This is a genomic window from Sphingomonas kaistensis, assembly GCF_036884275.1.
Lineage (GTDB): Bacteria > Pseudomonadota > Alphaproteobacteria > Sphingomonadales > Sphingomonadaceae > Sphingomicrobium > Sphingomicrobium kaistense_A.
The window spans coordinates 2,437,103-2,456,386 of sequence record NZ_CP145607.1 but is presented as its reverse complement, the minus strand read 5'-3'; the positions used below and the strand labels follow the sequence as shown (position 1 = coordinate 2,456,386).

Below are 19,284 nucleotides of genomic sequence, written 5' to 3'. Positions count from 1 at the left end.
GAAGCCGGCATGGCCACCCGCGGTTCGCACCTCCTCAACGCCGACCGCAGCTTCGTCACCGGCGCCGGCCTGCTCGGCCGCTTCTTGGCCCCAGCCTTCGCCCGGATCCTCGACCAGCTCCACGAGCGGCTGCGCGAAGGCGGCATCCACGGCACGCTGCCCGACGGCACCGCCCGCCGGATCGGCTTCCACGCCCCCGGGCCCGAGCCGGTGGTGACGCTCCACAGCTGGCGCGCGCTGGTCCGCCTCGCCACCAGCGGCAGCGTCGGCTGGTACAAGGCGTGGGCGAACGGCGAATGGTCCTCGCCCGACCCGGTGCCCCTGTTCGACCTCTTCATGCGCAACGCCGTCAGCCTCGCCGGCACCGCTCGCGCCAAAGGCCCGTTCCGCCTCGTCAACTGGCTCGCCCATCACTGGCGTGACAACGCACCGGGCCAGGCCCGCCGCAACATTGCCGCCCATTACGACCTCGGCAACGACTTCTACGCCGCCTGGCTCGACCCCAGCATGAGCTACTCGAGCGCCCTATTCCGCTCGCCCGAAGCCACGCTCGAAGCCGCCCAGCACGCCAAGATCGACGCCATCCTCAATCGCCTGAACCTCACTGAAGATTCGACGCTGCTCGAAGTCGGCTGCGGCTGGGGCGGCCTCGCCATCGCCGCCGCCAGGCGCGGTGCCCGCGTCACCGGCCTCACCCTCTCGACCGAGCAGCAGGCCTGGGCGCAGCAGCGCATCGCCGCCGAAGGCCTTGCCGACCGCATCACCATCCGCCTCGAAGACTATCGCGACCACCGCGGCCGCTACGACGCCGTCGCCTCGGTCGAAATGGTCGAAGCGGTCGGCCAGCGCTGGTGGCCGACCTATCTCGACGCCATCGCCGCCAACCTCCGCCCTGGCGGCCGCGCCGCGCTGCAATCTATCACCATCCGCCCCGAACTGTTCGACGCCTACGCCGCCAGCGCCGACTTCATCCAAACCTACATCTTCCCCGGCGGCATGCTGCTCCACGAACCCCGCTTCCGCGCCCTGGCACAAGAGCGCGGCCTCGCCTGGCACGAGCCCCACGCCTTCGGGCTCGACTATGCCAAGACGCTGAAGCGCTGGCGCACCACCTACGACGAAGCAGTGGCAGCCGGCCGCCTCGCCGACTTCAGCCCCGAATTCCACGACTTGTGGCGCTATTATCTGATGTATTGCGAAGGCGGATTTCGCGGCGGCGGCATCGACGTCGCCCAGGTCACACTAGTCAAAGCCTAAGCCGTCGTCCCGGCGCAGGCCGGGACCTCAGGCGGCAAAGGCGCCATACCGACCGAGGTCCTGGCCTCCGCCGGGACGACGCAATAAATCTAATCCACCCGCACCTTGGCACCGCTCTCGCGCTCTTCGCCCAGCAACTGCACCAGCCGCTCGGCCACTACCTCGGGCGCCTTCACGTCCGCCGGATCCTCGCCCGGAAACGCCTTGGCCCGCATCTGCGTCCGCGTCGCGCCCGGGTCGAGCACCGTCACCCTGAGCTTGCCCGAAAACGCCGTCTCGTCGGCATAAGCGCCGAGCAACGTCTCCAGCGCCGCCTTGCTCGACCCATAAGCGCCCCAGAACGCGCGGGGGGTCGCGCCGACGCTGCTCGTCACGCCCACCACCTCGGCCTTGTCCGACGCCTTCAGCATCGGATCGAACGCCGCCAGCAGCGCCTGTGGCGCCAGCAGGTTCAAATTGATCAGCCGCGTATATTCCTTGACGTCGATATGCTCGACCGGGGTGAGGCTGCCCAGCGTACCCGCGTTCAGAACCAGCAGGTCCAGCTTCTGCCACCGCCCCGAAATCGCCTGCGCCAGCTTGCCGATATCCTCGGCCTTGGTGAGATCGAGCGGGGCGATGGTCGCGGTCCCGCCCGCCGCATGAATCCGTTCCTCCACCGCTTCCAGCCCGGCGGCGGTCCGCGCGGTCAGGATGACATGCGCGCCCTCGCGCGCCAGCGCTTCGGCGATCGCCGCGCCGATCCCGCGGCTGGCTCCGGTGACAAGGGCGAGGCGGCCTTCGAACATGCTCATGGCCGCGCGCCCTAGCCGAGCCGTCGCCCCCGGCCAAGTCGCCGGCTCCCAAGTCATTGTGCCGCGGCTCCAAGCCCGTTAGTTCTACCTCTGTTCTCTTTACTGACAGCGGGGATGAGTCGTGGACGCGTTGATGGTTGCACTGCTGGTAGGGGCCGTCGCGGTGGTTGCTACCCTGCTCGGCTGGTTCCTCGGCTCGCGCCCGGCCGCCGCCGCGCAAGGGGAAGCCAAAGCCGCCCGCGACCGCCTCGCCATCCTCGAGCGCGATCACGCCGTCGCGTCCGAACAGGCGGGCCGCCTCCGCCTGACCGAAGAAAGCCTCAAGGCCGTCACCGAGGAACGCGACCGCGTCGCGTCCGACCTGTCGGCGGCACGCGTCATCACCGACCTTCATGCCGATCTCGACGCCCGTCACCGCGCGCTTCAGCAAGAAGCCGGCACGCTGCGCGGTGCGCTCGCGGGAGCCGAGGAACGCCTCGCCCGCCTCGCCGAGGCCGAGCGCCTGCTCGACCAGCGCACCGCCGAACGCGACGAAGCCCGCCGCGCAAAGGCCGGGCTCGAGACCGAGGTGAAGAGCTTCGAGGATCGCCTCACCGACCTCCGCAAATCGCGCGACGAGCTCATCACCCAGTTCCGCGACGTCGGCGACAAATTGCTCGAAAAAGCCCAGACCGACTTCCTCGCCAAGGCCGACGAGCGGCTGCACAAGGCCGACCGCGAAAGCCAGGCCAAGCTCCAGACCTTGCTCCAGCCCGTGTCCGACACGCTCAAGCGCTACGAGGAAGGCCTCCAGCGCGTCGAGGCCGAGCGCAAGGACAGCTATGGCGAACTCCGCGGCGTGCTCGGCGAACTGCGCAAGGACAATGGGCAGGTCCGCGACGAGACCCGCAATCTCGTTAATGCACTACGCTCGAGCCCCAAGGCGCGCGGCCGGTGGGGCGAACAGTCGCTCCGCAACGTGCTGGTCCAGGCCGGGCTCACCGAAGGCATCGACTTCGAAATGGAAGTCAGCCTCGACACCGCCGACGGGCGCCTGCGACCCGACGTGGTCGTCAACCTGCCCAGCAACCGCAAGCTGGTGATCGACGCCAAATGCTCGCTGAACGCCTTTCTCGACGCCTGCGACGAGGTCGATGACGAGAAGCGTCAGCTTTGCTTCAAGGCGCATGTTGCCTCGATCCGCAACCATGCGCAGGCGCTCGGCTCGAAGGATTATTGGGCGCAGTTCGGCGAGGCGGCCGACTATGTCATCATGTATATCCCGGGCGAACATTTCCTCACCGCCGCGCTCGAACAGGACCCGCAATTGTGGGACTGGGCATTCGAACGCCGCGTGCTGCTCGCCACCCCTACCAACCTCGTCGCCATCGCCCGCACCGTCGCCAGCGTGTGGCGGCAGGAAAAGATCACCGAACAGGCCGAAGTCATCGCCGCGCTCGGCAAGGAACTCCACAGCCGCATCGCCACCATGGCCGAGCATGTGGTCCGCATGGGCCGCAATCTCGCGACCGCGAACGACGCCTACAACAAGATGGTCGGCAGCCTTGAAACCCAGGTCTTCACGCAGGCCAAACGCTTCGAGGGCCTCGGCTCGGGCAGCAACAAGGAGATCGCCTCGCCCCCGCTGGTCGAAGTCGCCCCGCGCCCGCTGACCAAGCTCGCTCCGCCGGCCGCGAACGATGAACTGACCGCGGCCGAATAACCCCCGTCGTCCCGGCGAAGGCCGGGACCTCAGTCAACGATAGCGCTCCTCGGCAATCAGCGCCGACCCTCTACCGGCCCACCGCACCCCTCGAATGAGCGATCGTCCACCCGCACCTGCACGCGATCCTGATAGACCCGGTCGCTCATCCCATCGCTGCAGCGCTGGCCGTGGACGATGTTGACGTTGATCCGTCGCCCCTGATAGATGTCGCCGGCAAAGCCGTGGATGGCGCGCGGCTGCGCCTCGGCAATCCGACTGTTGGGTTTCGCCGCCTCTGTGAACACCATCTCGCGCCCGTCGATCGTGAGCGACCAGAACGGCTCGGTTCCCAGCGCGCGATAGGTCGCGGCGGGCTCGGCCGGCGCCGTCGGCACGGTGGCACAGCCGGCCAGCAGCACAGTGGCGGAAATAAGCGGAGCACGCATCGGATTGGCCTTTCGAAGGAGGCGAGTCATGCTGCCACGCTAACGCTGCCGAGATGAACGGTCACCGTCCGCTTGCAATGTAGGACTTGCGATGGGACAAGTGCCGAACAGGTTCGTTTTGCTCTTTGATTTCGCTGCTCTCGCAAGGGTTTGACCTCAAAGGTCACACCCTTGCGCAAACTGGCCGCCACCGGTGACCTTTGTGACCTTGTTCAGAAAGATTAACGCCAGCTCGCGCGGATGTGGAAGGCCATCACCGCCGTCGCCACCGCCGCGTTGAGGCTGTCCGCCCGGCCCAGCATCGGCATCTTCACCAGCAGGTCGCACTCGGCCTCGTAAGCGTCTGGCAGGCCTGCCTGCTCATTGCCGACCAGCAGGAAGCAGGGCTGCTCATAAGTCGGGTCGAGATAGTCGTGATCCGTCTGCAGGCTGGTCCCGACCAGTTGACCCGGTTCTTCCCGAAGCCAGGCGAGGAACGGCTCCCACGGCACCTGCACGATCTTCTGGGTGAAGATTGCCCCCATCGACGCCCGCACCGCCTCGACACTGTACGGGTCGGCGCTGTCGTCGACCAGGATCAGCCCACCCGCCGCCACCGCATCCCCGGTGCGCAGGATGGTCCCGATATTTCCTGGATCGCGCAGCTTTTCGGCGACGAACCACATCGGTGAGGTGGAGCGGTCAAGATCGGCGAGGCCCAGCCGCGGCTGGCGATAGGCGCCGAGCAGCAGCGGCGGATTATCCTTGCCGCTCATCTTGGCCATGATCTCGTCCGGCACCACGATCGCCTCGGCGCCCGCGGCCTCCGCCTGCGCGACGATCTCGGCCGCCAGCGGGTGAAGGTCGCCCTCGGCGCAGGCGACGATTTCAGGCAGCACGCCGACATCGCGCGCTTCGGCCATGATCCTGAGGCCCTCGGCGAGGAACAGCCCTTCCAGCCGACGCGCCTTTTTCTCGCGCAGCGACCGCAGCCGCTTCACCGTGTCGTTCGAAAAGGAAGTGATGTGGCGGGGCAGGGGTCAATCCTCCCCGAACTTGTCCTCAACCAACTGGCTGAGCTGCGCCACCGCCTCGTCCGCGCCGTCGCCAGACGCACTGATCTCGATCGAATCGCCGCGCGCGGCGCCCAGCATCATCAGCCCCATGATCGACGTCCCGCAGACCTTGTTGCCGTCCTTGGCGACTTCGACCGGGGTGCCGAGCTTGCTTGCGAGCGTGACGAACTTGGCGCTCGCCCGCGCATGCAGCCCGCGCTTGTTCTCGATCCGCACCACGCGGCTGGTCGCCCCGCTCAAGCCGCGGCCTCGCCCAGGATCTCGGACGCGACCGAGATATATTTGCGCCCGGCCTCGCGCGCGGCGGCCACGGCGGCGCGGACGTTCATCGACTTGCGCGCGCCTTCGAGGCGGATCAGCATCGGCAGGTTCACGCCCGCGATGACCTCGATGTCGCCGGTTTTCATCAGGCTGATCGCCAGGTTCGACGGGGTGCCGCCGAACAGGTCGGTCAGGATGATCACGCCCGCACCGCTATCGACCTCGGCGATCGCCTCGGCGATGTCCTTGCGACGCGCTTCCATGTCGTCATCGGGGCCGATGCAGATGCCGGCCACCGCGTCCTGCGGCCCGACCACATGCTCCATCGCAACGATGAACTCGGCCGCGAGCCGGCCGTGGGTCACCAGCACTAATCCAATCATTTCAGCGCTTCTCAGGTCCTTCGATGCGCGACTGGCCCAGTTCAAGAGAATCATCGGGGCGAAGCGCTAGGTCTCGGTGCCGGATATTCGGCGAAAAGCCGCGCGCACGCAACCGCTTGCCCATGCCAAGCGCCGCAGCCACCGAACGATGTCTCCCGCCGGTACAGCCGAAGGCCACGCCGACATAGGCCTTGCCGGCCTCCCAATAGCGCGGAAGCAGGAAGGCGAGCAGCTCTTCGGTGCGGCCCATGAACTCGTCCCACCCGTCCTGCGCGGCGACGAAATTCGCGACGGGCGCGTCGGCGCCGGTCAGCGGGCGAAGCTCGTCCACCCAGTGCGGATTGGGGAGGAAGCGCAGGTCGAACACGAGGTCGGCGGTGCGGCTGATGCCTCGGGCGAAGCCGAAGCTCGTCAGCGTTACGACCAATTCATCGCTTTCCTCGCCATAGCGCCGGCGCAATTCGTCGCGCAGGTCGGCGGGCTTGAAGTCGGTCGTGTCGAGCACCGCGTCAGCACCAAGGCGAAGCGCGGCGGTGAGCGTGCGCTCCCGCGCGATGCCGTCCTCGGCCGGGCGGTCGGGTGCCAGGGGATGGCGGCGGCGGGTTTCGCCATAGCGGCGGATCAGCTCGGCCCCGGTGGCATCGAGGAACAGGATCTCGGGCCGGACGCCGGGGACCGAATGCACCAGCGAGGGCAAGGCATGCGGATCGAACCCGCGGCTGCGGACGTCCATGCCGACCGCGACGTTGGCGGACGAGCCCGAGCGGTCCGCGCGATGAACGAAATCGTGGAGCAGCGACGTCGGCAGATTGTCCACCGTGTCCCACCCCATGTCCTCGAGCACACCGAGCGTCGAGGATTTACCCGCCCCGGACATGCCGGTGACGAGCAGCAGGCGTGGCAGCCTGTCCGAGCCCTGCTGCCGCCGGTCGCTCATGTCAGCCCAAAGCGGTCGAGCGCCAGCGACACCTTGGCCGCCGCCGACGCGGTGCGCGCGTCGACGCTGATCAAGGGCACGGCAAGCCCGCAGATCATCCGCTCGCGCGAGTCGCTGGGAAAGCGCTGGATATCGCTTGCCAACTCGACCACCAGCGCCACGGCGACATCCTCGACCACCGGCGTTGCGACGATCCCGAGACCGCGGATTTCGAGCTTGCCGCGAATGGTGGCGGGCGCTGCGGCGTGCAGCCGGGTCCCCCGCTTCTGAACAATGGTCTGGTCGTCCGATACGAGGGTGAAGCCGCGATCGATCAATTGCAGCGCAAGGTCGGATTTGCCCGACCCCGAAATGCCCGTGATCAACACCGCGCGGCCGTTCAGGGCCACCGTGCTGGCATGCAGGGTCTCGCTCGACAGGCGCAGGCTCATGCTTCTGCCCCTTCGCTTCCGGCGGCGGCCGGAAGGCAGATGGTGAAGCGGGCGCCCGAAGGCGCGTCGTCGCGGTCGGCCACGTCAATCTCCCCGTCATGGCCCTTCACGATCGCGCGGGCGATCGCAAGGCCAAGCCCCGAATGACGACCGAATTCGCCACTCTCTGGCCTTACTGAAACGAAGCGATTAAAGATGGCTTCACGCGAAGCCGCGGGAACGCCGGGCCCTTCGTCGTCGATGCGGATGCGGACGTTGTCGCCGACCGCCGCAACCGCCACCTCGACCAGCCCGCCCGGCGGCGAGAAGCTGACCGCATTGTCGATCAGATTATCGATCGCGCGGGCAAGCCGGTTCGGTTCGGCCATCACGATGGCGCTGGCGGCGCGGGGCCGAGCAAAGGCGATCCGGACATTGCCGGTCAGCCGTCGTTCTTCCCATCCGTGGCAGATCTGGCCGACGAGCGTGCCAAGATCGACCGGCTCGAACGCACTACGCGCAAGCTCGGCGTCGGTGCGCGCCGCTTCGCCGATGTCGCCGACCAGGCGGTCGAGCCGAAGGACGTCCTGCCGCACCACGTCGAGGAGTTGATGGCGAAGCGCCGGATCCTCGATGCGGTCGAGCCCGTCTACGGCGCTTCGGAGCGAGGCGAGGGGGTTCTTGAGCTCGTGGGTCACATCGGCCGCGAAGGCGTCGAGATTGTCCATCCGCTGACGCAGCGCCTGGCTCATGTCGCTGACGGCGCGGGACAGCATTCCGATTTCGTCCTTGCGGCGGTTGAACCGCGGCACATTGACCTCGCGCGACCGGCCCAGCCGCACCCGGTGCGCGGCAAGCGCCAGCCGGCGCAGGGGGCGGGCGATGGTGCGGGCCAGGAACAGGGATAGCAGCAGGGAGAAGAGCGCGGCGCCGAGCAGGCCGAGGCCCAGCTTGGTCCGCTCCTGCCGCACGGTGCGGGTGAAGTTGCGATCGTTGGCGGTGACCAGCACGACTTCGCCGCTCGTCGTGCGGGCGGCGGCGGACAACACGGGGGTAAGGTCCGGAGCATTGCGCACGACCGAGGTCGTCTGCCCGGTCCGCAGGGCTCGAAGCGCCTCGGGCCAGGCCTGCATTTCGTCCACCGCAGGCTCGACGAAATCGGGCACCGTGCGCTCGCCAACGGCGAAATTGAACGCGCGATCGAGCGCACGCGCCGCTTCCTTGGCCCAGCCCTGGGTCGCCGGATCGCGCAGGCGGTAGCTCGGCTGCGTAACCCGCCAGCTATCCTGCCTGAGCTTTCCATCGCGTCCGTAGAGCCGGACCCGTGCTCCGGTCGCCCCGCCGATGTCGCCCAGCAGCATCGGCACGTCGTCCGGCGCGATCTTCGGGACCGCGGTGGCCGCCAATTCGGCTAGAGTGCTGGTCTGCGCCTGCCGCTCGTCGCGCAACTGATTGCGGAAGCTGTCGAGAAACAGCAGCGCCAGCGCGAGCACCAGCAGGATGATAAGATTGACGCCGAGGATGCGGCGCGACAGCCGCCACGGCATCTTGAGGCGCGGCGAAAAGCCGGCGGTGGGCTCAGCCATCGCTGAAACGGTAGCCGACGCCGTACAGCGTTTCGATGGCGTCGAACTGCGGATCGGCGGCGCGGAACTTGCGGCGGATGCGCTTGATGTGACTGTCGATGGTGCGGTCGTCGACGAACACGTCTTCCTGATAAGCGACGTCGAGCAACTGGTTGCGGTTCTTGACCACGCCGGGCCGCTGGGCGAGCGTTTCGAGGATCAGGAATTCAGTCACGGTTAGGGTGACCGGCCGGCCGTCCCACATCACTTGATGCCGCGCCGGGTCCAGCCGCAAACGGCCGCGCTCGATGACGGGCGCGGCGCCGTCTTCTTCATGGTCCGACGCCGCAGTGCGATTCATGTCCGCGCGCCGCAGGATGGCCCTGATCCGCGCGATCAGCAGGCGCTGGCTGAACGGCTTGGCGATATAGTCGTCGGCCCCGGCGGCAAGGCCATGCGCTTCGTCCTGCTCCTCGTCCTTGGAGGTCAGGAAGATAACCGGCATCGCCGCCGCAGAGCCGCCGCCCGCACGAAGCGCCGACAGCAGGGCAAGGCCGTCCATGCCCGGCATCTTGATGTCGAACACGCCAAGGTCCGCCGGATTGTCGCCAAGCGCCTTCAGCGCACTCGTCCCGTCCGGATACAGCCGGGTGACGAAACCCTCGGCCTGCAGGGCGATCGAGACCGACGTCAGGATGTTCCGGTCGTCGTCGACCAGCGCGATCACGGGAGCGGACATGGGGTCAGCGCCTAGCCCAGTGTCCCACAACGCTTCAAGGCGTGAGGCCGGTTTGACGCTCGCAACCTTTTGCGGGCATAGGCGGTTCATCTCACCGCATACGTATGCGGCGGCGGCTTCCATCCTGGGGCCGGCCGCCGCTCGCCCATGAGCAAAGGGAAATCAGACGTGACGAATAGGGTTCCTTCCTTCGGCCTCGACTCGCAGGGTATCGCGACGTCGGCCACCCTCCACTGGAATCTCGTCACTGCGCGCCTTTATGAAGCCGCGCTCGCCCGCAACGAAGGCATGATCGCCAAGGACGGCCCGCTGGTCGTCAAGACCGGCCGCCACACCGGCCGCAGCGCGCAGGATCGCTTCATCGTCCGCGACGAGACCACCGAAAACAACATCTGGTGGGGCAAGTCGAACAAGCCGATGGACCCGGCCGCGTTCGACCGCCTGTACGAAGACTTTCTCGCCGCCCTCGGTGACAAGCAGGAGCTGTTCGTCGCCGACCTGTTCGGCGGCTCGCAGCCCGAGCACCGGGTCAAGGTGCGGGTCGTCAACGAATATGCGTGGCACAACCTATTCATCCGCACCATGCTGGTCCGCCCCGAAGGCGAGCAGCTGGCGGACTTCGCGCCCGATTACACCATCATCGACCTGCCCAGTTTCCGCGCCGACCCCGAGCGTCACGGCTGCCGTTCGGAAACCGTGATCGCGATCAACCTTACCAAGAAGCTCATCCTGATCGGCGGCACCGAATATGGCGGTGAGATGAAGAAGTCGGTGTTCGGCCTCTTGAACTACCTCCTGCCGCAGGACGGCATCATGCCGATGCACTGCTCGGCCAACATCGGTCCGGACGGCGACACGGCGGTGTTCTTCGGGCTCAGCGGCACCGGCAAGACCACGCTGTCGGCCGACCCCAACCGCACGCTCATCGGCGACGACGAGCATGGCTGGTCGGACACCGCGGTCTTCAATTTTGAAGGCGGTTGCTACGCCAAGATGATCCGCCTCAGCGAGGAAGCCGAGCCGGAAATCTTCGCCACCACCAAACGCTTCGGCACCGTGCTCGAGAACGTGGTCATGGACCCCGAAACGCGCGAGCTCGACCTCGACGACAACAGCCTCGCCGAAAACAGCCGCGGCGCCTATCCGATCGACTTCATCCCCAATTCTTCCGAAAAGAACATGGGGCCGGTGCCGCAGACCATCATCATGCTGACCGCCGACGCGTTCGGCGTGCTGCCGCCGATCGCCCGCCTCACCGCCGACCAGGCGATGTTCCACTTCCTGTCGGGCTACACCGCCAAGGTCGCGGGCACCGAAATCGGCGTGACCGAGCCTGAAGCCACCTTCTCGACCTGCTTCGGCGCGCCGTTCATGCCGCGTCATCCGAGCGTTTACGGAAACCTCCTAAAGGAGCGGATCGCCAAGGGCGGGGTAACCTGCTGGCTGGTCAACACCGGCTGGACTGGCGGCAAGTATGGCACCGGCAAGCGGATGCCGATCAAGGCGACCCGCGCGCTGCTCAACGCCGCGCTCGACGGCAGCTTGAACAACGCCGAATTCCGCAAGGATCCGCTGTTCGGCTTTGACGTGCCGGTGTCGGTGCCGGGCGTCGACGACGGCATTCTCGACCCGCGCTCGACCTGGGCCGACAAGGACGAGTTCGACCGCACCGCGGCCAAGCTGGTCGATCTGTTCTGCGACAATTTCGAGCAGTTCGCGGAGCATGTCGAAGAAGGCGTCCGCCAGTGCCAACCGAAGGTCGCTCAACCGGCCTGAGCGCTGCCGCTCCGAATCAAAAGAGGGCGGGCCGTCGGCATGACGGTCCGCCCTTTTCGTTTGCCGATGCCGCTAGAACAGCCGGGTCAGCAAATAGATCAGCGCCGCGACGGTGGCGCTGGCGGGAATGGTGATGATCCACGCCATGATGACGCTTTGCGCCACGCCCCAGCGGACCGCGCTGGCGCGGCGGGCGACGCCGGCCCCAATCACCGCCCCGGTGATGGTGTGGGTGGTCGACACGGGAATGCCGAACAGGCTCGCGCCGAACAACATTACCGACCCGCCGGCCGAGGCCGAAAAACCCTGATGCTGGTCGAGCTTGGTGATCCGGCTGCCCATCGTTTCGATGATTTTCCACCCGCCGGTCAGCGTGCCGAGCCCGATCGCGATATAACAGCTGATCGCGACCCAGTGCGGCACCTCAAAATCGCCCTGCAGGTAGCCAGTCGAGAACAACAGCACGGTAATGATGCCCATCGTCTTTTGCGCGTCGTTCAGCCCGTGGCCGAGCGAATAAGCCGCGGACGACACGAGGTGCAGGCGGCGAAAACTCTTGTCGGCGCCGCGGTTCGATGCCCGCTGCGCCAGCCACGACGACAGCAGCATCACCGCCATCGCCATCACCATGCCGAGCAAAGGGGCGAGGGGGATGAACAGCAAGGTCTTGCTGACCCCGCTCCACTGGATGGTGCCGAGCCCGGCGGAGGCAAGCCCCGCACCGACCATTCCGCCGACCAGCGCGTGACTGGACGAACTCGGAATGCCTTTCAGCCAGGTCACGATGTTCCAGAACATCGCCCCGATCAGCGCCGCGAACACCACCGATGGCGTGACGAGGTCCTTGTCGATCAACCCCTTCCCGATCGTGTCGGCCACCTTGTGCAGCGCGGGAAACGCCAGCGTCAGAAAGTACGCCGCGAAATTGAAAAAGGCGGCAAACGCCACCGCCTGCACCGGCCCCAGCAGCCGCGTCGCGACCACCGTGGCGATCGAATTGGCGGCGTCGTGCAGGCCGTTCAGGACGTCGAACGCCAGGGCGACGATGATCAGGCCGACCAGCAGCGGAAATGCAAGCTCGTGCATTAGGCGTGATCGATGACGATGCTGTCGATCTCGTTCGCGACATCCTCGAACGCATCTACGATCCGCTCGAGATGCTTGTAGATTTCGCGGCGCACGGTGAATCGCATGGCCCCGGCGGGGTCGCTTCCGAACCGCTGAAACGCGTTTCTGAGACCGGCGCGGTGGATCTCGTCGGCATGGCCTTCCATCCGGACCAGCCGCTCGGTCAGTTCGTGCAGGCGGCCGGCATTGCCGCCGACATCGCGCAGCAGCGGCAGCGCTTCGGCCAGCAGGCGGCCCGAATCGACAATGATCCCGACCATGTCGCGCATCTCGGGCTCGAAGTCGGTGAAGCCGTAGAGGTCGACCGCATTGGCGGCGGCCTGCATCTCGTCGATCGCATCGTCCATCGCCGAGATGAGCGAAGTGATCGAACCGCGATCGAACGGGGTCAGGAAGGTGCGGCGGACGGTGCCCAAGGTCTCCCGGATGATGTTGTCGGCATCCTGCTCGCGCTCGCCGATCTCGCGGATATGCTCGTCGCGCGCCGAGCCCTCGTTGAACAGGCGGCTCAGTGCCTGTGCGGCACCGACCACGCTTTGCGAATGGGCTTCGAACAATTCGAAGAAATTGCCCGTCTGGGGCAGGAGCTTCTGAAACCAGGCGAACATCGGACCTACCTTGGATTTTTCGAGAACGGCGGACAGCAACGTCGGGCGCCGGATCGCGGAATTGAACTCGGCGGCGTTGAAGGAGCGGATGAGGTCGGCCAGATCCTCTTCCTCGACCGCGTTGGCGGCATCGGCGAGGGTGAACCACCGGCGGGTCCGCTCGCCCGCTTCCTTCCAGTCGGGCAGCTCTTCGGCGACCGACAGGGGATAGACATCGACGTCCAGCATCAGGCTGGCGCCTGTCTTGCGCCGCTTGCGGTAACGGTAGGAACCGAGAGGAAGCGGGCAGACCGCGCCGCGCACGCCGGCTTCTTCCTCGGCTTCGAGCGCGGCGGCGACGTGCGGCTGGAGCTTGCCCATCGGGTTGCCCTTGGGGATCACCCAGCGCTTGCTTTCGCGGCTGGTGACAAGGAGCACATGGACGGGGGAATCTAGCCCGTTTCCTCGCGAGCGATAGGGCAGGGCGGCTATCTGGCGAATTGTCGGGATCCTGGCACGAGGATGCGGCCGGCCGTGAGGCCGAGCCGCATTGTTACAGGCCCATTACAGTGAGATGACAGAAATCCAAGCCCCGTGAGGGCTCAGGCCGTGCCCCCGTTCGAGCGGATATACTCGCCGACGTTGAGCGCGAGGACGTCCATCGGCACGTTACCGCCGAGCAGCACCGCATCGTTGAAGAAGCGAATGTCGAACTTGCCCCCGAGCGCCGTCTGGGCGCGAGTGCGCTGGCGGTTGATGGCGGTGTGGCCGATCTTGTAGCCGCAGGCCTGGCCCGGCCAGCTGCAATAGCGGTCGACCTCGGAGCGGGCTTCGGGCTCCTTGGTGCCGTTCTCGTCCATGAAGAAGCGCACCGCCTGCTCGCGGCTCCAGCCCTTGGCGTGGAGGCCGGTGTCGACCACCAGCCGGCAGGCGCGGAAGGCGATGCCCTGGAGGTAGCCGAGACGGCCGGCGGGGAAGTCATCGTAGAGGCCGAACTCGTCCGCCAGCTGCTGCGCATAGAGCGCCCAGCCTTCGGAATAGGCATTGAAGGCGAGCATGGTGCGGATCAGCGGCAGCTTGTTGGCATATTCGCCCTGCCACACGTGACCGGGGATCGCCTCGTGGTGGGTGAGGTCGGGCAGGTCGAACTTGGTGTGGAGTTCGGTGGTCCGCAGGTTGATCCACATCTTGCCGGGGATCGAGCCGTCGATCGAGCCCGCCCCGCCGTACGCGCCGGGCGCGCCGGGTTCTTCTTCCGGGGGCAGGCGGCGAACCTCGAGATTGCCGCGGACAAGGGTGTGGAACATCTGCGGCAGCTTGGCGCGGACCAGCTTCAGCCGTTCCTGGATAAAGGCGACGATCTCGGCACGACCCTTGTCGCCATCGGAGAATTTGTAGCGCGGATCGCGGCCGAGGGCCTGCATCCGAGTGCCGACCGATCCTTGCGTGTAGCCGAGGCTCTTGAGGATCGGGTCCATCCGGCCCTGCAGCTCGCGCAGCTCGGTCAGGCCGATCTGGTGGATCTCCTCGGGCGACAGGTTGGTGGTTGTCGAAGCCTTGAGCGCCCAGCGGTAATAATCGCTTCCACCGGGGCGGGCGGCCATGCCGGGGGCCGCGCTGGCGACGGCGCGCTGGCGCTCGAGCTCGGCGATCTGGCGTTCCAGCGCCGCGGCATAGGGCCCGGCGACGATGGCGCGGGCACGGGCTTCCCAGTCGCCGGGGATGTTCTTTTCGCGGGTACGGCGGACGATCGATTCGACCAAAGTGCCACCGCCGCGCGCGCCGGTGAGCGACTGGCGAAGCTGGGGCAACGCCTTGTCGAGGAGGAAGGACGGCGGGACGAGGCCCTTTTCGCGCGCGGCGACGATACGGACGGTTTCGCCGTCGAGCTGTGCCGGGGCGGCGGCGAGGCGGGAAAGATAGGCTTCGGCGTCGACCGCGGTTTCGATCTGATGATCGGAGTCCATGAAGCGCGGCAGGTCGAGATAGGCGCCAACGTTCTGGATCACGACATACGGGCTGTTGCGCCAGCCCCCGACCGCGACGTCGCCATAAGGCTGGGCGAAGCCTTGGGACGCGGCATTATAGGCGCTGCGGACGACTTCGATGCTGGTGCGGCTCGACGGGGCGAGGGCGGAGAGGTCGACGGCGTTCACCCGCGCTAGGTCGGAGCGGATCACCGCGGCAAGGCGGGCCTGCCCCGCGGGCGACCGGTCCGACAGTTGCGAGCGCAGCGCGGCGTTACCGCCCTTGTCGATGCCGAGCGTGGTCGCGCTTTCGGGCGAAAAGGCGAGGAGGTTGGCCGCAACCGAGTCGAGCAGAGCGGTCGCTTGCGATTCATCGATCCGCGGGCCGGAACCGGCGGCCGACGCCACGGCGCCGGTCGTTCGGACCGCACAGGCGGTGAGCGCGGTGGTGGAAGCAGCGGCGACGAGAGCCTGACGGCGGGTGAGGGAGGTCATGCGCCCAGCTTAGGCGCGGCCTCCACGATCAGGCAATTGCCTTCGACTCCAATGATTTCGACCCGCTCGCCCGGCTGGACCGCTGCGCCGCGCGCGCTCCATTCGCCGTCACCAAGGCGAACGCGCCCGCCATGCTCGTCGATCGAGGTCACCGCCACCGCGCTGCGACCGATCAGTTGTGCCGATCGGTCGTTGAGATGACGGGCCGAGGACGGGACCGGTCGGTTCGCATAGACCTTGCGGCCAAGATAGACCGCAAGCGCGGTGTAGATGGCGAACAGCGCGAGTGCGGGCGCAAGGCCGAACCCGAACAACAGGACGAACACGCCCGTCACCATCGCCGCGATGCCGATGAACAGCAGGAAGAAGCCGGGTGCCAGCACTTCGGCGATGAGCAGCAGCACGCCGCCGATCAGCCACCACCAGCCCATGTCGATCCCGTTCATCACGCTTGCGGCAGGCCCGGCACGACGCGCGGCTTGGCGGGCTGCGCGGGAGCGGCCGGCTCATCCTTGCCGAACGCGGCCTTGGCGATCTCGCCGATCCCGCCGAGGCTGCCGACCAGCTGGGTCGCCTCGACCGGCATCAGGATGGTCTTGGCGTTGGGCGAATTGGCGAAGGCGGCGAGCGCTTCGACATATTTCTGGGCGATGAAATAATTGATCGCCTGGGTGTTGCCGTCGGCGATCGCGTCGCTGACCGACTTGGTCGCCGACGCCTCGGCCTGCGCGGCGCGCTCGCGCGACTCGGCTTCCCGGAAGGCGGCTTCCTTGAGGCCCTCGGCCTGAAGGATCTTGGCCTGCTTTTCGCCCTCGGCGCGCAGGATCTCGGAAGCGCGCATACCTTCGCTTTCGAGAATGGCGGCGCGCTTCTCGCGTTCGGCCTTCATCTGGCGGGTCATGGCGTTGACGATGTCGGCGGGCGGGCGAATGTCCTTCAATTCGACGCGGGTGATCTTGACACCCCAGCTTTCGGTGGCCTGATCGACCACCTGGAGCAGCCGGACATTGATCTCATCGCGCTTGGACAGAGTCTCGTCGAGGTCCATCGAGCCCATCACGGTGCGCAGGTTCGTAGTCGAAAGCGCCATGATCGCGGTGTAAAGGTCGCTCACTTCATAGGCGGCGCGGGCAGGGTCAAGCACCTGGAAGAACACCACGCCGTCGACCGACACCATGGCGTTGTCCTTGGTGATGATCTCCTGCCCCGGAATATCGAGCACCTGTTCCATCATGTTGATCTTGCGCCCGACGCGGTAGAAAAAGGCGGGGACGAAGTTGAAGCCGGGGTCGGCGACGCGGACGAAGCGGCCGAAATGCTCGATCGTGTAGCGATGGCCCTGGTGGACGATCTTGATGCTGGCCATGACGAACAGCAGCACCAAGGCCACGACAAACAGAAGAAAGGTCTCAAGCATGGGGTCCCCCGGACGAATTCGGCCTCCGCATCATGCCCGGCTTGAGGTTCCTAGCGAAGCGAAATCGGCGGCATGCTGAACCTGTTCGGCCGCCCGGCGGTGTTGTTTCTGCCTGCCAGCCGGCCGGGAGCGATCGCCAAGGCGCGAGAGAGCGCGGCTGATCTCGTCATCCTCGACCTTGAGGATGCCGTCGCAGCCGGGGACAAGGAAAGCGCCCGGACGGCGGCGGTAGCGGCGCTGGAGACGCCGTGGCGCTGCCCGGTGGCGGTGCGGATCAATGGCGAGGGCACGCCGTGGCACGCCGCGGATCTCGACGCGCTGCGCCATGCGCGAGCCGACCTAGTGGTTGTGCCGCGTGTCGAAAAACGCGGTCACGTCGAGGAAATCGCCGCGATCGGTCATCTGCCGGTCGCGGCGATGATCGAGACGGCGCGAGGTGTCCTGGCGGCGGCGGACCTCGCCCCGCGCTGCGCGGCGTTGATCGCGGGGACCAACGACCTCGCGGCGAGCCTGCGGCTTCCGGCGGGAGCAGGGCGAGGGTCGTTGCAGACGGCGCTTCAGACGATCGTGCTGGCCGCGCGAGCGGCGGATCGGCCGTGCTTCGACGGGGTGTTCAACAAGCTCGACGACGCCGATGGATTTGCGGCGGAAGCGGCGGAGAGCCGCGCCTTGGGCTTCGATGGCAAGACGCTGATCCACCCGTCGCAGATTGCGCCGTGCAAGGCGGCGTTCGCGCCGAGCGAGGCGGAGCGGGCGCGGGCCGAGCGGCTGGTCGCGGCGGCAAGTGGCGGGGCGCAGCGCTTCGAGGGCGAGATGATCGAACGCATGCACGTCGAGGCTGCGGAGCGGCTTCTGGCGCGCTAGACCCCTTGCCGAATCGTGCTCCAGCCGCCAAGTGCGCGCATGGCCGATCTTCTCTTCAGCAACGACATCCCGCTGGGTCTCACCTTCGACGACGTGCTCCTTCAGCCGCTCGAATCGAGCGTGCTTCCGTCGGACGCCGATACCCGCACTTTCCTGACCCGCGGCATCGAGCTGCACATTCCCTTGTCTTCGTCCGCGATGGACACGGTGACCGAGGCCGACATGGCGATCGCCATGGCGCAGCTGGGCGGTATCGGGGTGCTTCACCGCAACCTGACCGTCGAGGAGCAGGCCGACGCGGTGCGCAGCGTCAAGCGGTTCGAGAGCGGGATGGTGGTCAATCCCTTCACCCTCGCCCCCGACCAGACGCTGGCCGAAGCGCTTGAGTTGATGAAGCGGCACAAGATCAGCGGCGTTCCGGTGGTCGAGGCTTCCGGGCGGTTGTGCGGCATCCTGACCAACCGCGACGTGCGTTTCGCCGGCAATCCCGCCCAGCCGGTCAGCGAACTGATGACCCGCGACAATCTTGCCACCGTTGCCCCCGGCACCAGCCGCGAGGAAGCGCAGCGGCTGCTTCACCAGCGGCGGATCGAAAAACTGATCGTGACCGATGAGGCAGGGCGCTGCGTCGGGCTGATCACCGTCAAGGATATCGAAAAGGCAGTGGCCTCACCCAACGCGACCAAGGATGCCGAGGGACGCCTGCGCGTCGCCGCTGCCTCTACGGTCGGGGACAAGGGCTGGGAGCGCTCGTCGGCGCTGATCGAGGCGGGGGTCGATTGCATCGTCATCGACACCGCGCATGGCCACAACATCGACGTTGCCCGCGCGGTCGAGCGGGTAAAGTCGGCGTCCAACAGCGTGCAGGTGATCGCCGGCAACGTTGCCACCGCCGAGGCCGCCAAGGCGCTGGTCGATGCGGGCGCGGACGCGATCAAGGTCGGGATTGGGCCGGGATCGATCTGCACCACGCGGATCGTCGCGGGCGTCGGGGTGCCGCAGCTTTCCGCCATCATGGCCGCGAGTTCGGCGGCGCGCGACGCGGGCGTGCCGGTGATCGCCGACGGCGGCATCCGCACTTCGGGCGACCTTGCCAAGGCGCTGGCGGCAGGCGCGTCGAGCGCGATGATCGGGTCGCTGCTGGCCGGCACCGACGAGACGCCGGGCGAGCAGTTCCTGTATCACGGCCGCGCTTACAAATCGTACCGCGGTATGGGCTCCTTGGGCGCGATGAGCCGGGGGTCGGCCGACCGCTATTTCCAGCAGGACATCAAGGATACGATGAAGCTGGTGCCCGAAGGTATCGAGGGGCAGGTGCCTTACAAGGGCCCGGTGCGCGACGTGGTTCACCAGCTGGTCGGCGGTGTAAAGGCGGCGATGGGCTACACCGGGTCGAGCACGATTCCCGAGATGCAGCGCCGTGCCAAGTTCGTCCGGATCACCGGCGCTGGCCTTAGCGAAAGCCATGTTCACGACGTGGCGATCACCCGGGAAGCCCCCAATTACCCGACGCGCTGAC

The 19,284-nt window shown here is 66.9% G+C and carries 19 protein-coding genes; 5 read left to right on the top strand and 14 right to left on the bottom strand.

Features of this window, described 5'->3' with window-relative positions; all coding sequences use genetic code 11:
• Window positions 1–9: 9 nt before the first annotated feature.
• Window positions 10–1,257, top strand: a complete 1,248-nt coding sequence (locus tag V6R86_RS11990; RefSeq protein ID WP_338504783.1) for a cyclopropane-fatty-acyl-phospholipid synthase family protein — start codon at window positions 10–12, stop codon at window positions 1,255–1,257.
• 89 nt (window positions 1,258–1,346) lie between these two features.
• On the opposite strand, the gene V6R86_RS11985 is transcribed toward V6R86_RS11990, so the two are convergent.
• Window positions 1,347–2,051, bottom strand: coding sequence for an SDR family NAD(P)-dependent oxidoreductase (locus tag V6R86_RS11985; RefSeq protein ID WP_338504782.1), 705 nt, complete (start codon window positions 2,049–2,051; stop codon window positions 1,347–1,349).
• Between the two features lie 133 nt (window positions 2,052–2,184).
• Between V6R86_RS11985 and rmuC the strand changes: the two genes are divergently transcribed.
• On the top strand, window positions 2,185–3,753 hold the full coding sequence (rmuC, locus tag V6R86_RS11980) for a DNA recombination protein RmuC (RefSeq protein ID WP_338504781.1): 1,569 nt from the start codon (window positions 2,185–2,187) through the stop codon (window positions 3,751–3,753).
• Between the two features lie 56 nt (window positions 3,754–3,809).
• Here the strand turns inward: rmuC and V6R86_RS11975 are convergent, their stop codons facing one another.
• The 8 genes from V6R86_RS11975 to V6R86_RS11940 all read right to left on the bottom strand — a co-directional run bounded on the left by V6R86_RS11975 (window position 3,810) and on the right by V6R86_RS11940 (window position 9,531).
• Window positions 3,810–4,181, bottom strand: coding sequence for a hypothetical protein (locus tag V6R86_RS11975; protein ID WP_338504780.1), 372 nt, complete (start codon window positions 4,179–4,181; stop codon window positions 3,810–3,812).
• A gap of 221 nt (window positions 4,182–4,402) precedes the next feature.
• Window positions 4,403–5,197, bottom strand: coding sequence for an RNA methyltransferase (locus tag V6R86_RS11970; RefSeq protein WP_338505484.1), 795 nt, complete (start codon window positions 5,195–5,197; stop codon window positions 4,403–4,405).
• A 3-nt stretch (window positions 5,198–5,200) separates the two neighbouring features.
• Complete coding sequence (locus V6R86_RS11965; protein ID WP_338504779.1) at window positions 5,201–5,476, bottom strand: HPr family phosphocarrier protein; 276 nt, start codon at window positions 5,474–5,476, stop codon at window positions 5,201–5,203.
• Window positions 5,473–5,880, bottom strand: a complete 408-nt coding sequence (locus tag V6R86_RS11960) for a PTS sugar transporter subunit IIA (RefSeq protein ID WP_338504778.1) — start codon at window positions 5,878–5,880, stop codon at window positions 5,473–5,475. The genes V6R86_RS11965 and V6R86_RS11960 overlap by 4 nt, the downstream gene beginning before the upstream one ends.
• Before the next feature lies 1 nt (window position 5,881).
• Window positions 5,882–6,817 carry an RNase adapter RapZ gene (gene rapZ, locus V6R86_RS11955; RefSeq protein ID WP_338504777.1) on the bottom strand — a complete coding sequence of 312 codons (936 nt, stop codon included), beginning with the start codon at window positions 6,815–6,817 and terminating at the stop codon, window positions 5,882–5,884.
• Window positions 6,814–7,248, bottom strand: coding sequence for an HPr kinase/phosphatase C-terminal domain-containing protein (locus V6R86_RS11950; protein ID WP_338504776.1), 435 nt, complete (start codon window positions 7,246–7,248; stop codon window positions 6,814–6,816). The genes rapZ and V6R86_RS11950 overlap by 4 nt, the downstream gene beginning before the upstream one ends.
• Window positions 7,245–8,813, bottom strand: a complete 1,569-nt coding sequence (locus V6R86_RS11945; protein ID WP_338504775.1) for a sensor histidine kinase — start codon at window positions 8,811–8,813, stop codon at window positions 7,245–7,247. Before V6R86_RS11945 ends, V6R86_RS11950 begins: the two co-directional genes overlap by 4 nt.
• Entirely contained in the window at window positions 8,806–9,531 is a 726-nt protein-coding gene (locus V6R86_RS11940; RefSeq protein WP_338504774.1) for a response regulator transcription factor, read from the bottom strand. Before V6R86_RS11940 ends, V6R86_RS11945 begins: the two co-directional genes overlap by 8 nt.
• A 147-nt stretch (window positions 9,532–9,678) precedes the next feature.
• Between V6R86_RS11940 and V6R86_RS11935 the strand changes: the two genes are divergently transcribed.
• Window positions 9,679–11,307 carry a phosphoenolpyruvate carboxykinase gene (locus tag V6R86_RS11935; RefSeq protein ID WP_338504773.1) on the top strand — a complete coding sequence of 543 codons (1,629 nt, stop codon included), beginning with the start codon at window positions 9,679–9,681 and terminating at the stop codon, window positions 11,305–11,307.
• A gap of 72 nt (window positions 11,308–11,379) precedes the next feature.
• Here the strand turns inward: V6R86_RS11935 and V6R86_RS11930 are convergent, their stop codons facing one another.
• The 5 genes from V6R86_RS11930 to V6R86_RS11910 all read right to left on the bottom strand — a co-directional run bounded on the left by V6R86_RS11930 (window position 11,380) and on the right by V6R86_RS11910 (window position 16,901).
• Window positions 11,380–12,393 carry an inorganic phosphate transporter gene (locus V6R86_RS11930; protein ID WP_338504772.1) on the bottom strand — a complete coding sequence of 338 codons (1,014 nt, stop codon included), beginning with the start codon at window positions 12,391–12,393 and terminating at the stop codon, window positions 11,380–11,382.
• Window positions 12,393–13,460: a DUF47 family protein gene (locus V6R86_RS11925; RefSeq protein ID WP_338504771.1), complete on the bottom strand. Its 1,068-nt coding sequence runs from the start codon at window positions 13,458–13,460 to the stop codon at window positions 12,393–12,395. Before V6R86_RS11925 ends, V6R86_RS11930 begins: the two co-directional genes overlap by 1 nt.
• Before the next feature lie 164 nt (window positions 13,461–13,624).
• The gene (locus V6R86_RS11920) at window positions 13,625–15,484 is read right to left on the bottom strand and encodes a DUF885 domain-containing protein (protein ID WP_338504770.1); all 1,860 of its coding nucleotides are present in this window, start codon (window positions 15,482–15,484) and stop codon (window positions 13,625–13,627) included.
• Complete coding sequence (locus V6R86_RS11915) at window positions 15,481–15,930, bottom strand: NfeD family protein (RefSeq protein ID WP_338504769.1); 450 nt, start codon at window positions 15,928–15,930, stop codon at window positions 15,481–15,483. The genes V6R86_RS11920 and V6R86_RS11915 overlap by 4 nt, the downstream gene beginning before the upstream one ends.
• Entirely contained in the window at window positions 15,930–16,901 is a 972-nt protein-coding gene (locus tag V6R86_RS11910; RefSeq protein WP_338504768.1) for an SPFH domain-containing protein, read from the bottom strand. Before V6R86_RS11910 ends, V6R86_RS11915 begins: the two co-directional genes overlap by 1 nt.
• Window positions 16,902–16,973: 72 nt before the next feature.
• On the opposite strand from V6R86_RS11910, the gene V6R86_RS11905 reads away from it, so the two are divergent.
• Both V6R86_RS11905 and guaB read left to right on the top strand, forming a co-directional pair.
• Window positions 16,974–17,765 carry a CoA ester lyase gene (locus V6R86_RS11905; protein ID WP_338504767.1) on the top strand — a complete coding sequence of 264 codons (792 nt, stop codon included), beginning with the start codon at window positions 16,974–16,976 and terminating at the stop codon, window positions 17,763–17,765.
• Between the two features lie 39 nt (window positions 17,766–17,804).
• Window positions 17,805–19,283 carry an IMP dehydrogenase gene (guaB, locus tag V6R86_RS11900; protein ID WP_338504766.1) on the top strand — a complete coding sequence of 493 codons (1,479 nt, stop codon included), beginning with the start codon at window positions 17,805–17,807 and terminating at the stop codon, window positions 19,281–19,283.
• Window position 19,284: the final 1 nt, after the last annotated feature.